This is a genomic window from Erwinia sorbitola, from assembly GCF_009738185.1.
GTDB classification, from domain to species: Bacteria; Pseudomonadota; Gammaproteobacteria; order Enterobacterales; family Enterobacteriaceae; genus Erwinia; species Erwinia sorbitola.
Genome location: NZ_CP046509.1, coordinates 2,000,745 through 2,013,333, shown reverse-complemented (window position 1 = coordinate 2,013,333; position 12,589 = coordinate 2,000,745). Strand labels below are relative to the sequence as shown.

The following is a 12,589-nucleotide window of genomic DNA, read 5'->3' as shown; positions in this document are numbered from 1 at the left end:
AACGAGCCGCATCGCGCGGCTCGCCAGAAGATTACATCGCGTAGGAGAGCATGATCGTTGTTTTTGTATCGGTGTGATCAGGCGCAGACGCTGGAGGATTCTGGTTCCAGGTCACGTTGTAAGCCATTTTCAGCGCAAAGTGCTCGTTGATCGCTACCTGCAAGCCGGTTTCTGAGTTGACGGTAGTATCGTCGCTACCCAGAACAGAAACACCCTGAACGAACTTGGTGGTATCGGTCAACTGCCACTGATAGCTCAATGCACCGTAGGCCAGCGCCTGAGTCTCATGGCCACCTTCATGGTAATCGTCATAACGCACACCTGGACCGGCTTCCACACGCAGTGAATGCACCGGGCCATTCAGCAGCTGACGACCATAACCTGCCGCAAGAATCGAGCGACCATCGTAACCATTAAAACGATCGCTTAACCAGCTTGCCTGACCGAACAGATAGTCAGCACTGTTCATGTTATAACGCGTACGTCCGCCCACCTGATAAGTCTCTGAGGAGCGCTCATCGTTAGAGGAAGTGTTGCTGGCGTTGCCCCACAGGCTGTACGCGAAGCTAGGCGTATACCATGTCAGGTTAGTATTAGCGGTTGCTGAAGAGCTGGTAGTGTTACCAGACTGCGCCAGATAACCAGCGGCGGCGTTACCTTCAAAATCTTTTTTCGCCGTAGAAGGGTCATCCATAACCGTGAAGACATTGTTATCCGCCAGGGCTTGTTGACACAGTGCTCCCCCGGAGAGCAGCAGAACTACAGACAGCTTATTAAGCGCTTTCATTTAAATGTGACCCGTACGACAGTTTTTAAAAGAGTGAGTCTGAAGCGTTTTGAAGGACGATCAACGCATTTTACGGTAATAATCGTAACAATTTGTTAAACCGCTCTTTTTCCAAAGCAACATGACAAAACAACACAGTTATTGAGAACATTCCCATTAACGCGGCGCATTATAGAGGGTATTTGGTCATAAAACACCTGGATGTAAATAAGAAATATCTTTAGCAAAAGGTGTTTTTCAAACGAAAACCGTTAGTAATGTAACTAAATGTTAATACCAGTAATCAACCTCGATTGCGCCTTACCGTCTTCCGCGTGTGAAGTCACACTGCATGATTTACTACGCGCACAAATGCGTTAATCACAGCCCCTCCCCTGCGATATTCTGAATTAACCACAGTGACCCGCGGTATCGACTACGCTAAAAACATGTTTTTTAACAATGAGGTGAATCATGAGTAACCATGGAATTAATCAGTATGTTGTGACGTTTCGCTATAACGAGAAAGGATTGTCAGAGGTGCTGGAGCTGAGTAGCGCACTGATTAATAGTGGTTTTTCAGCCACACTTAAAGATGATAACGGCCTGCCATATGAGCTGGGTACAAACAACTTTGGCTACATTGGTGCGCTATCAGAAGAGGAGATTCACCAGCAGGCCGTGGGAATAGGTGAACAGGTATTGGGCGAGGCCCCGGAGATTGAGATCCAGCCCTGGGATACCTTCCGCCGTAACACTGGCTAAGTTTATGTAAAGACTGACGCTTAACGTGCGCTAACGCATTTTTTGATTATTCTTTAAGCGTTAACATGGCATGAAGTCACAGCGAAAAAGAGGAGCGTCCTATGTGGTCAGCCATTAGTCGTCTGTTGAGTGAGCAGCTGGGGCCGGCAGAGATTACCGAACGCAGGGAACTGCCCGGTGGTGATGTCCATCCAGCCTGGCACCTGCGCTATGGTGAGCATGAAGTTTTTGTTAAATGTAACCAGCGCGAGATGCAGGATATGTTCCGCTGGGAAGCCGACCAGTTAGAACTTTTGGCGCGCAGTCAGACCGTGCGCGTTCCTGCCGTATATGGCGTCGGTAACGATCGTGATACCAGTTTTTTACTGCTGGAATATATTCCAGTCAGGAAGCTTGATGAACATGGGGCCTTTCTGCTGGGTCAACAGCTGGCGCATCTTCATCGCTGGAGCGAGCAGCCACAGTTTGGCCTGGACTTTGACAATAACATCACGACTACGCCGCAGCCGAACAGCTGGCTGCGCCGCTGGTCAGTGTTTTTTTCCGAACAACGAATCGGCTGGCAGCTCCAGCTGGCTGAGGAGAAAGGCATCCAGTATGGCGACAGCGAATTAATCATCCGCTGCGTGCAGAAGATACTGGAAACTCACCATCCTGAGCCATCACTGCTGCACGGTGACCTGTGGCCGGCTAACTGTGCCGGAGGTGACAACGGGCCGTGGATATTTGACCCGGCCTGTTACTGGGGCGATCGCGAGTGCGATCTGGCTATGCTGCCCTGGTTCCCGGAGGTTCCTTTACAGATTTACGACGGTTACCAGTCTGTCTGGCCGCTCCCTGGTGACTACCTGCAACGTCAGCCAATCTATCAGCTCTATTATTTACTCAATCGGGCCAATGTTTTTGGCGGGGACTGGCTGGGAGAAGCGCAGCGTGCAGTATGTGCATTACTGGATAATGATGAACCGGGGAAGCACCACGCGCGTCCAGCCTGACAGGCTGCGCGCACGTGGGTTAACGCAGACTAGTAGATAAATCCGGCCAGCTTAAGCACGAAGTAACCGGCAACGGCGACGATCACCGGCAGGATATAGAGCGGGAATATTTGCAGGAAGATAGTGTGCCGTGGCACCACGATTTTTTCTTCCAGCTGTTCCCGGCTGTGGCCTTCAGCTCCGCGTGCCTTCTCAAGGATCATCTGATCTTCAATATTCTCACGCAGGAAGCGGGTCTGACGCCACATACGTGCACCGGAAGCCTGTAAGGCTAAACCGACAAAAATCAGCACGTAGATGATCCAGAAAAGGATATTTGAGCCGTGGTTAAAATCTGGCACTGGAGAATTATGCCAAAAACCAGAGAGGAAACCGGTATTAAAACGAACCATGTCGATCATTACATGGGCGAAATCCTGCATCACCGCATTGATACCCTCACGCTGCTCCCGACTTTTTTCCAGAAAACCCAGTAGTGAAATCAGCGTTGATAACAGCGCGGGAATAAAAATAATCCAGCCCGCGATACGCTTTAAAACCGCAACCCTGCCAGCCTGTTGATACGTCATGCTTACTCCTGTCCATCTGATGTCTGGCTGTAAGTCTACCTGTAGTCGCTTAAAAGTGCCTGCAAAATACGGACTTAATGACGCCTTTCCGCATGTATGCTGCCACGATGATAATTTTTTCATCAACTCTTCATGATAAGCTGCCATAAACTGTCAAATGGAGCCGTAGAATGTCTTACCACCGCCCCGTACTCGCCGCCATTTTTGATATGGACGGCCTGCTGATTGATTCAGAACCCCTGTGGCAACAAGCCGAACTGGATGTTTTCACCACCCTTGATGTCGACCTGAGCCGCCGCAGCGAACTGCCGGATGCACTCGGGTTACGCATCGATCAGGTGGTACGTATGTGGTACGAAACCCTGCCGTGGAAGGGGCCTTCCCAGACAGAAGTTACCCAACGGGTTATTGCGCGGGCCTTAAGCCTGGTTGAAGAAACCCGCCCCCTGCTGCCAGGCGTTGAACAGGCATTACAGCTATGTCAGTCAGAAGGGTTAAAGATCGGCCTCGCCTCTGCTTCGCCGCTGTTTATGCTGGAGCGGGTGCTGGAGATGTTCAACCTGCGTGACTACTTCGAAGTGCTGGCTTCGGCGGAATCACTGCCCTACAGCAAGCCTCATCCGCAGGTTTATCTCGATGCGGCCGCACGACTGGGGATTGATCCTCTGAACTGCGTCACGCTGGAAGACTCCTTCAACGGAATGATTGCCACCAAAGCAGCACGCATGCGTTCTGTCGTTGTGCCGGATGCTGCCCATGCAGCGGATCTGCGCTGGTCGCTGGCCGACGTGAAGCTTGCCAGCCTTGAAGAGCTGACAGCACAACATCTGCACGGTCGCTAACTCAGCATCAGGCGGTAACCCCTACCGCCTGGTTTTTCATATTTTCACCTTGTCGTTAAAATAAATAAAACATCGTTTCATTTTTGTTGTAATCATCTTCTCTTCTGCCTATGCTCCGTTTATCGGCGCACGCATCCCTGTTTTTCCTCCCATTATGGCGTGTGCCATCTTATCTATAAGGAAGTCACGATGATCCTGAATGCATTTAATCTGGAAGGTAAAGTCGCCATGGTTACCGGCTGCAATACCGGTCTTGGTCAGGGAATGGCGCTGGGGCTGGCCCAGGCAGGCTGCGATATCATTGGTGTTAACCGTTCTGTTGCCAGCGAAACTGCGCAGAAAGTCACAGCTACCGGGCGGCGATTTATCAGCATTACAGCAGATCTGGCTGACAGCCACTCTCTCGACGCGGTGATGGCACAGGCACTGGATGCTTCTCCTCAGCTGGATATTTTGGTGAACAATGCCGGGATTATTCGTCGCGCTGATGCCCTCGAATTCAGCGAACGTGACTGGGATGATGTGATGAACGTTAACAGTAAAACGCTGTTTTTCCTCTCTCAGGCGGTCGCCAGACAGTTCGTTCAGCAGGGGCAAGGCGGTAAGATTATCAATATTGCCTCTATGCTCTCTTATCAGGGAGGGATCAGGGTACCTTCTTATACCGCATCAAAAAGCGCAGTAATGGGCCTGACGCGTCTCATGGCAAATGAATGGGCACAGTACGGGATCAATGTTAACGCCATCGCGCCTGGTTATATGGCCACTAACAACACCGAGCAGCTGCGGGATGATGAAGAACGGAATCAACAGATTCTGGAGCGCATCCCCGCCGGACGCTGGGGCAGTGGCGAAGATATGATGGGGCCGGTGGTGTTTCTTGCCTCTGCTGCCTCAGACTACATCAACGGATTTACGCTGGCGGTCGACGGCGGATGGCTGGCGCGTTAGCGTCGATGCGGTGAGCAGAATCTGCCCTCCCGATTCGTTCGCCGCAGCATAGTGACAAAAATATTTATGTTTCGTTACAACGTCACATATTTATTCCACTGTATATATTCCCTATACTGGATACATTGACAGTAATGTAGCCAGGTATTCACATGACGGCCGAAGGCCATCTTATTTTTGCCATCGCCAGTGCGATTTTTGCCAAACGTGCCGAACTGACCCCGGTACTGGCCAGCGCAGACTGGTGGCATATTATTCCTGCGACGCTCCTCACCTGCCTGTTACCGGATATCGACCATCCAAAGTCGTTTCTCGGTCAGCGTCTGAGATGGTTGTCGCAGCCGATCGCCCGTGCCTTTGGTCACCGGGGGTTTACCCATAGTCTGCTGGCGGTGGCCGGTGGCGTAGCCCTGTTGCAGCTAAAATTGCCTGCGGGCTGGCTGATCCCGGCAGATGCTTTTCAGGGGATGGTACTCGGCTACCTCAGCCATATCGTGGCAGATATGCTCACACCCGCTGGCGTACCTTTACTGTGGCCCTGCCGCTGGCGTTTTCGCCTGCCGCTGCTCAGAAGCCAAAAAGGCAACCAGCTGGAGCGCGTTTTGTGTACAGGCCTGGTGATCTATGCCCTCTGGTTCCCGGCAGGAGCGCTTCCCTTTGGTGCATCAGAATGGACAAGCCAGGTAGTCAATAGTGCGCAAAATCACATCGAACGCTTAATTAAAAAACAATAAGATGAATAAACAGACAGATAATCACAAAAGATTATAAATAATTCCGTTTGGATATAAGGCTGCACTAAAACTAGCTGATACCATTCCGCCACTGATTTACGTAATGTGCGACAGCCATTAACTGTCGCCAGTATGGCTACATATAGATAGCCTGTATTTTTTTGGAGAAATGGGAATGAACTTTCCACTAATTATTAACCTTGTGGCCTTTGTCGCCCTGCTGCTGCTGGTCGCGAAAACCGGCCGCACGGGTTGGAGCCTGTCGAAGAAAGTGCTGTTTGGATTGGTGGTCGGGGTGCTGTTTGGTCTGGCCCTGCACGCTATCTACGGGGAAAACAGCCCGGTAATCAACGAATCTGTCAGCTGGTTTAACCTTGTCGGCAATGGCTATGTACAGCTGTTACAGATGATTGTAATGCCGCTGGTCTTCGCCTCTATCCTCAGCGCGGTGGCACGCCTGCATAATGCTTCGTCGCTGGGTAAAATCAGTCTGCTGACCATTGGTGTGCTGCTGTTCACCACCGCGATAGCGGCAGCGGTTGGGGTATTTGTCACCTGGCTGTTTGGCCTTAACGCCAGTGGTTTGGTTCAGGGTGCACAGGAGACAGCCCGTCTGGCTGCCATTCAGAGCAACTATGTGAGTAAAGTCGCCGATCTCAGCGCACCACAGCTGCTGCTCTCTTTTGTACCGAAAAATCCGTTTGCCGATCTGACCGGGGCTAACCCAACGTCGATCATCAGCGTGGTTATCTTTGCTGCCTTCCTGGGTGTGGCCGCTTTACAGCTGCTGAAGGATGACGTTGAAAAAGGTCAGCGTGTACTGAAAGCGATTGATACCCTGCAAGCCTGGGTGATGAAGCTGGTGCGCCTGATTATGCGACTGACGCCGTATGGCGTTCTGGCGCTGATGACCAAAGTTGTTGCTACCTCTAACCTTAGCGACATTATTAAGCTGGGTAGTTTTGTGCTGGCCTCTTACCTGGGTCTGGCGATCATGTTTGCTGTACACGCGCTGCTGCTGTCGGTAAACGGTGTTAATCCGCTGCGTTTCTTCCGAAAAGTATGGCCGGTTATTACCTTTGCCTTTACCAGCCGCTCCAGCGCTGCCAGCATCCCTCTGAGCGTGGAAGCACAGACTCGTCGTCTGGGTATTCCGGAATCCATCGCCAGCTTTGCTGCCTCTTTTGGTGCCACCATTGGGCAGAACGGCTGTGCCGGCCTTTATCCGACCATGCTGGCGGTAATGGTTGCACCTACTGTCGGAATCAACCCGTTTGAACCAATGTGGATCGCCACGCTGATCGGAATTGTTACCCTCAGCTCTGCGGGTGTTGCCGGCGTTGGCGGGGGGGCAACCTTTGCTGCACTGATTGTGTTGCCGGCAATGGGTTTACCCGTCACCCTGGTGGCTCTGCTTATCTCCATCGAACCGCTGATCGATATGGGCCGTACCGCGCTTAACGTCAATGGTTCAATGACCGCCGGTACGCTGACCAGCCAGTGGCTGAAACAGACGGATAAGGCGATTATGAACACTGATGCGGATAACGAAGCCAAACTGGCACACCATTAATTAGCCCTCACGAGCCGGCTGTCTGTCGGCTCGTTTCCCTCACTTACTCTGCTGATTTGACTTATCCCTGCTTTTTACAGGCGTATATTGCTCACTGTTCTATAGTTACTGGTGTCTTAAAGCCCGTTACTGGAGCAGTGAATTATGTCAAAAAAATCCGAAGGCCCGAAGCAAGGCCACTCTTCAGCACCTGCTAATAGCAAAGTAGATGCTCTTGAATACTTTCGTAAGGGCGGCAAAGAGCAGCCGCTGACCACCAATCAGGGCACTCGTATTGCGGACGATCAGAACTCGTTACGTGCAGGCACCCGAGGCCCGACCCTGCTCGAAGACTTTATTCTGCGCGAAAAAATCACCCATTTTGATCACGAACGTATCCCAGAACGCGTTGTGCATGCCCGCGGTTCAGCGGCACATGGTTATTTTCAGCCTTATCGTGATATGAGCCACGTGACCAAAGCCGGTTTTCTGGCATCCCCGGATACTGTTACTCCGGTATTTGTCCGTTTCTCAACGGTTCAGGGCGGCGCAGGTTCCGCCGATACCGTGCGTGATATCCGTGGTTTTGCCACTAAATTCTATACCGAAGAGGGGGTATTCGATTTAGTAGGGAATAACACCCCTGTGTTCTTTATTCAGGACGCACACAAGTTCCCGGACTTCGTTCATGCGGTAAAGCCAGAGCCAGGCAATGAGATGCCTCAGGGTGCCAGCGCTCATGACAGCTTTTGGGATTACATTTCACTGCAACCTGAAACCTTGCACAACGTCATCTGGGCGATGTCAGATCGCGGTATTCCGCGCAGCTATCGCACGATGGAAGGTTTTGGTATTCACACTTTCCGCTTTATTAACGCTGAGGGTAAAGCTACCTTTGTTCGTTTTCACTGGAAACCTGTGGCGGGTAAAGCCTCACTGCTGTGGGATGAGTCACAGAAACTAAATGGCCGTGACCCGGATTTCCATCGTCGCGATCTGTGGGAAGCGATTGCCGCCGGGGATTTTCCGGAATATGAACTGGGTGTACAGCTGATAGAAGAGAGCGATGAGTTCGCCTTTGATTTTGATCTGCTGGATGCAACCAAACTGATCCCTGAAGAGCTGGTTCCGGTTGAGCTGATTGGCAAAATGGTACTTAACCGCAACCCGGATAATTTCTTTGCTGAAACCGAACAGGTCGCTTTCCACCCTGGCCACATTGTTCCGGGCATGGACTTCACCAACGATCCGTTGTTGCAGGGGCGTCTGTTCTCCTACACCGATACGCAAATCAGCCGTCTGGGCGGCCCTAACTTCCACGAAATCCCCATCAACCGCCCGGTGTGCCCGTATCACAACTTCCAGCGGCAGGGAATGCACCGGATGGATATCGATACCAATCCGGCCAATTATGAACCTAACTCAATCAATGATAACTGGCCGCGTGAAACGCCCCCTGCTGCACGTCACGGTGGGTTTGAAAGCTACCAGGAGCGCATCGAAGGACATAAAGTTCGTGAGCGCAGCCCGTCGTTCGCCGAGCACTACTCCCAGCCGCGCCTTTTCTGGTTAAGCCAGACGCCGGTAGAACAGCAGCATATTGTTGATGCCTTCTCCTTTGAATTAAGCAAAGTAGAACGCGAAGAAATTCGCGCGCGCGTGCTCGATCAGCTGACCCATATCGATATTTCGCTGGCCAACAGCGTGGCGGAGAATCTGGGCCTGACGCTCTCCGAAGAGCAGCTGCAGACCGCCCCGCCAAAAGATATCAACGGCCTGAAAAAAGATGCCAGCCTGAGTCTCTATGCCGTTCCAAGTGGCAACATCAAGGGAAGGAAAGTAGCACTGCTGATCAGCGATGGTGTCGACGCTGCTGACACTCTGGCTATTCTACAGGAGCTGAAAAATCACGGCGTCCACGCCAGACTGCTGGCACCACATATGGGCAAGGTTAAAGCCAGCGATGGTTCGTCGCTGCCCGTTGATGCAACCTTTAGCGCCATGCCATCGCTGACCTTCGACGCGGTTATTGTGCCGGATGGTAATACTGATGCGCTGCTGCTGCGCGGCGATGCCTGCTATTTCCTGCTGGAAGCGTATAAGCATCTAAAAGTGATCGGTCTGAGCGGTAACGCACGGCGCTTTGCCGCACAGTTTGGTCTGGCTGACGATGAGCAGGAGGAAGGTATCATCACCGAGGCTAAGGCAGATGGCGTATTGATGAGCGAGTTTCTGACAGCGATGGCGGCGCACCGCATCTGGTCACGTAGCCAGAAAGCGTTAAGCGTTCCGGCTTAATACTGCGCTAAAGCAGATATCAGGGAGACTTTCTCATCCGTAAGTAAGATAAGTAAAGTTCCCTGGCGGTAAAAGAGAGGATCATGTCAATGATCCTCTCTTTCTTACAACAGTTTCATAGCAAGACTACTGATTATTCAGCGGGCTTATTATTTGACTGTGAAGGTGAGAAACCCTGACCGAAAAAGTCGGTACAAATATCTTTAAAAGCCGGCCCTACGACTGGGATTTTGCCAAAAGTAGCGTCGTAAATTTCTGTTTCAATTGCATTGACCAGTTTACCCGTTCCTTTAAGTCCGATGGCACTTAAGAATGAACCAAAGTTAAAACCACCGCTTACTTTTTCTACCTGGGAAATTGATAATTCTTTCATCTAAAACTCCTTAGTTAAATTAACCACTGGGGCACTACCCGGTGCCCATGAACATTAAAATCGAATTTCACTAAACAGGACATAGTGAACCGTCCATAATTAGTGTTCGCCGCCTGTTAACATCAAATAAATCAGGTGGAATAAAATAATTATTTATTTAACTCATTGATATTATTGAATGAGTTAAATATAAAGAGGTTTTGTTAAAAATCAATTTAAATATATTACGACCAATAAATTCAATTATCGTAAAAAATAGGAGGAATTTATGCGAGGATGCACAGTATTACAAAATATTAACAAATAATCAGCTGAATTAATAAAAAATGAATATAAAAAAGGCCACCGTAAGGTGACCGTTTATTATCGAACCGCAATGGATTATTGATTAGCCTGCGGATCGGTATCGTACTCTTTGCAGCTCTGGAAACCGTAATTCATTACACGACCGGTATCAGAATAACTGACAAAGTAAGTCTGTTGTTTACCGTCACGCTCTCCCAGAACATAGGTCTGGCAGGTACCGCGTGCATGTACCATGGTAATTTCGGTTGATGGTGGTCCGGCGATGTCACGAACCTGCTGGCGGGTCATCCCTTTTTTCACATCCTGAACGACTGGCTTAGTCGCATAGCTTTCGACACGGTCATAAGCTGTACAACCAGATAACACAGCCAGAGCCACCGCAGCACCAATCAATCCCGTCAATTTACGCATGTTTTCTTCCTCTTTTATTATCCATGTATCGATAAGCCTGGAATAGAAATGCAGATTTATCAACTTTATGGCGTCAAATTATTATCACTTTATGCCTTTGACGCTTATAATCCCTTGACTGAGAATGAACATTCACACCCAAATCCTGGCTTGTGCAATCCGCGCTTGCAGGTTTCATTTGCTAACGCGGAGTCCCGATGAGTATCCAGAGAACAGCCCGCGATGCCCGCCACAGGCTGCGCCAGGACGAAATTATTGTCGCCGCCAGACGCTGTTTTCGTCAGCACGGTTTTCACGCAGCCAGTATGGCGCAGCTCGCCAGCGAGGCGCAGTTAAGCGTCGGGCAGATTTATCGATACTTTACAAATAAAGACGCCATCATCGAAGAAATTGTGAAGCGAATTGTCGATTCACGCGTGCATGAAATGCTCGCCACCAGCAGCAATGTTCACCTCTGTGAACTGCTGGCGTGGCGTCAGATGCAGAATAGCGATGACGAAGCGTTGATGATGGAGGTGGCTGCGGAGGCCACCCGCAATCCCCGCATAGCCAAAATGATGGCCGATGCTGATGAGCGCATGTTCAGACACGCCTGCGAAAAAGCTTCCCGAATGCATCCCGGATTCAGCGCTGAACGTATTCATGCCAGCGTTGAAATCATCGCCGTACTGGTCGATGGCACCTCCTATCGCCGGTTGACTCCGCAGAAAGCGTCACCGGAGCGTCTCTACACGTTGTATCAACACATAAACGACCTGCTTTTTAAAACAGAGGAATCATGACACCTGTACAAAACAAACGCCTGGGTTACGCTATCACACTCGGGTTGCTGGCAGCCCTTGGCCCGCTCTGCATCGATCTCTATCTGCCTGCCCTGCCGGAGCTGGCAGCAGATCTCAACACCCCAACGGCCACGGCCCAGCTTAGTCTCACTGCCGGGCTGCTCGGCCTCGGCCTTGGCCAGCTATTTTTTGGCCCTCTGAGCGATAAGTATGGCCGCATCCGCCCCCTGCTGCTGTCACTGGTGCTGCTGTTGGTTGCTTCCATAGGCTGCGCCATGGCGCAGGATATCAATCAGCTGCTGCTGGCGCGCCTGTTTGAGGGGCTGTCCGGTGCCGGTGGAGCGGTACTGTCACGTGCTATTGCACGGGATATGTACAGTGGTCATGAACTCACCCGCTTTTTTGCTCTGCTGATGCTGGTAAACGGGCTGGCACCGATTGCCGCACCGGTGATGGGTGGAGCATTGATGGCTTTCCTCGACTGGCGAGGGTTGTTTATGGTTATCGCTGTCATCGCGCTGCTGCTGTTGATCCTCGCACGAGTTAAGCTGCATGAAACGCTGGTGCCGGAGCGGCGCAGCCAGGGCAGTATTTTTTCAGCATGGGCTGCCCTGGGGCAGGTAATAACTCATCGTCCGTTTATGGGCTTCTGCCTGACGCAGGGCTTTATGATGGCCGGCATGTTTGCTTATATCGGCGCGTCCCCTTTTGTTTTGCAACAGGTCTATCAGCTTTCGCCGCAAACATTCAGTTTATGTTTCGCCGCCAACGGTATCGGCCTGATTATTGCATCACAGGTTAGTGCCCGCCTCAGCCCGCTATGGGGCGAATACCGGGTATTAAAAGGTGGTCTGACGCTGGCCTTTATCTCTTCGGGCAGCCTGCTGCTGGCCGGGTTAACCGGGGCTGCCCTGCCGCTGGTTCTGGTGGCGCTGTTCTTCAGCGTAGCCAGTAACGGGGTGATTTCCGTTACCGCATCATCGCTGGCAATGCAGAGTCAGGGTCACCGGGCTGGCAGCGCCTCTGCGGTAATAGGCGTAACGATGTTCACCCTGGGCGGCATCAGCGTTCCGGTTACCGGCATCGGTGGTACCTCTTTGCTTACCATGACTGCGACCATTTTTGGTTGCTATATGCTGGCAATAGTGATGTTTAACGTGCTGGCATTAAAACCGAAAAACGCCTGATTTATCAGCGTATGGCGCGAATAACGATGGAGTTATTGTTGTTTCGCGCCCGTCGCGT

The 12,589-nt window shown here is 51.3% G+C and carries 12 protein-coding genes and 1 pseudogene; 9 read left to right on the top strand and 4 right to left on the bottom strand.

Annotated elements, in window-relative coordinates; translation table 11 throughout:
- Positions 1 to 31 precede the first annotated feature (31 nt).
- Positions 32 to 787: a DUF481 domain-containing protein gene (locus GN242_RS09005; protein WP_154751399.1), complete on the bottom strand. Its 756-nt coding sequence runs from the start codon at positions 785 to 787 to the stop codon at positions 32 to 34.
- 453 nt (positions 788 to 1,240) lie between these two features.
- Between GN242_RS09005 and ghoS the strand changes: the two genes are divergently transcribed.
- Both ghoS and GN242_RS08995 read left to right on the top strand, forming a co-directional pair.
- On the top strand, positions 1,241 to 1,531 hold the full coding sequence (gene ghoS / locus GN242_RS09000; protein WP_154751400.1) for a type V toxin-antitoxin system endoribonuclease antitoxin GhoS: 291 nt from the start codon (positions 1,241 to 1,243) through the stop codon (positions 1,529 to 1,531).
- A gap of 101 nt (positions 1,532 to 1,632) precedes the next feature.
- Positions 1,633 to 2,526, top strand: a complete 894-nt coding sequence (locus GN242_RS08995) for a fructosamine kinase family protein (protein ID WP_154751401.1) — start codon at positions 1,633 to 1,635, stop codon at positions 2,524 to 2,526.
- A 29-nt stretch (positions 2,527 to 2,555) separates the two neighbouring features.
- Here the strand turns inward: GN242_RS08995 and GN242_RS08990 are convergent, their stop codons facing one another.
- Positions 2,556 to 3,095 carry a YniB family protein gene (locus tag GN242_RS08990; protein WP_154751402.1) on the bottom strand — a complete coding sequence of 180 codons (540 nt, stop codon included), beginning with the start codon at positions 3,093 to 3,095 and terminating at the stop codon, positions 2,556 to 2,558.
- Positions 3,096 to 3,265: 170 nt separating this feature from the next.
- Between GN242_RS08990 and hxpB the strand changes: the two genes are divergently transcribed.
- The 5 genes and pseudogenes from hxpB to katE all read left to right on the top strand — a co-directional run.
- Positions 3,266 to 3,937 (top strand): hexitol phosphatase HxpB, encoded by a 672-nt coding sequence (gene hxpB / locus GN242_RS08985; RefSeq protein ID WP_154751403.1) that lies wholly within the window; start codon positions 3,266 to 3,268, stop codon positions 3,935 to 3,937.
- A gap of 189 nt (positions 3,938 to 4,126) precedes the next feature.
- Entirely contained in the window at positions 4,127 to 4,888 is a 762-nt protein-coding gene (kduD, locus tag GN242_RS08980) for a 2-dehydro-3-deoxy-D-gluconate 5-dehydrogenase KduD (protein WP_156287324.1), read from the top strand.
- A 152-nt stretch (positions 4,889 to 5,040) separates the two neighbouring features.
- Entirely contained in the window at positions 5,041 to 5,622 is a 582-nt protein-coding gene (locus GN242_RS08975; protein WP_154751405.1) for a metal-dependent hydrolase, read from the top strand.
- A 175-nt stretch (positions 5,623 to 5,797) separates the two neighbouring features.
- Complete coding sequence (locus tag GN242_RS08970) at positions 5,798 to 7,195, top strand: L-cystine transporter (RefSeq protein ID WP_154751406.1); 1,398 nt, start codon at positions 5,798 to 5,800, stop codon at positions 7,193 to 7,195.
- Between the two features lie 150 nt (positions 7,196 to 7,345).
- Positions 7,346 to 9,472: pseudogene (gene katE, locus GN242_RS08965) on the top strand (catalase HPII); the annotation flags it as partial.
- Between the two features lie 133 nt (positions 9,473 to 9,605).
- On the opposite strand, the gene GN242_RS08960 reads toward katE, so the two are convergent.
- Together GN242_RS08960 and osmE are read right to left on the bottom strand one after the other, a co-directional pair.
- Positions 9,606 to 9,845 carry a hypothetical protein gene (locus GN242_RS08960; protein ID WP_154751408.1) on the bottom strand — a complete coding sequence of 80 codons (240 nt, stop codon included), beginning with the start codon at positions 9,843 to 9,845 and terminating at the stop codon, positions 9,606 to 9,608.
- Positions 9,846 to 10,226: 381 nt separating this feature from the next.
- Positions 10,227 to 10,562 carry an osmotically-inducible lipoprotein OsmE gene (gene osmE, locus GN242_RS08955; protein ID WP_154751409.1) on the bottom strand — a complete coding sequence of 112 codons (336 nt, stop codon included), beginning with the start codon at positions 10,560 to 10,562 and terminating at the stop codon, positions 10,227 to 10,229.
- 197 nt (positions 10,563 to 10,759) lie between these two features.
- On the opposite strand from osmE, the gene GN242_RS08950 reads away from it, so the two are divergent.
- Positions 10,760 to 11,344, top strand: coding sequence for a TetR/AcrR family transcriptional regulator (locus tag GN242_RS08950; RefSeq protein ID WP_154751410.1), 585 nt, complete (start codon positions 10,760 to 10,762; stop codon positions 11,342 to 11,344).
- Positions 11,341 to 12,531, top strand: a complete 1,191-nt coding sequence (locus GN242_RS08945; RefSeq protein WP_154751411.1) for a multidrug effflux MFS transporter — start codon at positions 11,341 to 11,343, stop codon at positions 12,529 to 12,531. Before GN242_RS08950 ends, GN242_RS08945 begins: the two co-directional genes overlap by 4 nt.
- Positions 12,532 to 12,589 lie beyond the last annotated feature (58 nt).

Bases quoted from the DNA above. Each gene is read 5' to 3' on its own strand.
- GN242_RS09005 (WP_154751399.1), bottom strand. From the start codon at position 787: ATGAAAGCGCTTAATAAGCTGTCTGTAGTTCTGCTGCTCTCCGGGGGA.
- ghoS (WP_154751400.1), top strand. From the start codon at position 1,241: ATGAGTAACCATGGAATTAATCAGTATGTTGTGACGTTTCGCTATAAC.
- GN242_RS08995 (WP_154751401.1), top strand. From the start codon at position 1,633: ATGTGGTCAGCCATTAGTCGTCTGTTGAGTGAGCAGCTGGGGCCGGCA.
- GN242_RS08990 (WP_154751402.1), bottom strand. From the start codon at position 3,095: ATGACGTATCAACAGGCTGGCAGGGTTGCGGTTTTAAAGCGTATCGCG.
- hxpB (WP_154751403.1), top strand. From the start codon at position 3,266: ATGTCTTACCACCGCCCCGTACTCGCCGCCATTTTTGATATGGACGGC.
- kduD (WP_156287324.1), top strand. From the start codon at position 4,127: ATGATCCTGAATGCATTTAATCTGGAAGGTAAAGTCGCCATGGTTACC.
- GN242_RS08975 (WP_154751405.1), top strand. From the start codon at position 5,041: ATGACGGCCGAAGGCCATCTTATTTTTGCCATCGCCAGTGCGATTTTT.
- GN242_RS08970 (WP_154751406.1), top strand. From the start codon at position 5,798: ATGAACTTTCCACTAATTATTAACCTTGTGGCCTTTGTCGCCCTGCTG.
- GN242_RS08960 (WP_154751408.1), bottom strand. From the start codon at position 9,845: ATGAAAGAATTATCAATTTCCCAGGTAGAAAAAGTAAGCGGTGGTTTT.
- osmE (WP_154751409.1), bottom strand. From the start codon at position 10,562: ATGCGTAAATTGACGGGATTGATTGGTGCTGCGGTGGCTCTGGCTGTG.
- GN242_RS08950 (WP_154751410.1), top strand. From the start codon at position 10,760: ATGAGTATCCAGAGAACAGCCCGCGATGCCCGCCACAGGCTGCGCCAG.
- GN242_RS08945 (WP_154751411.1), top strand. From the start codon at position 11,341: ATGACACCTGTACAAAACAAACGCCTGGGTTACGCTATCACACTCGGG.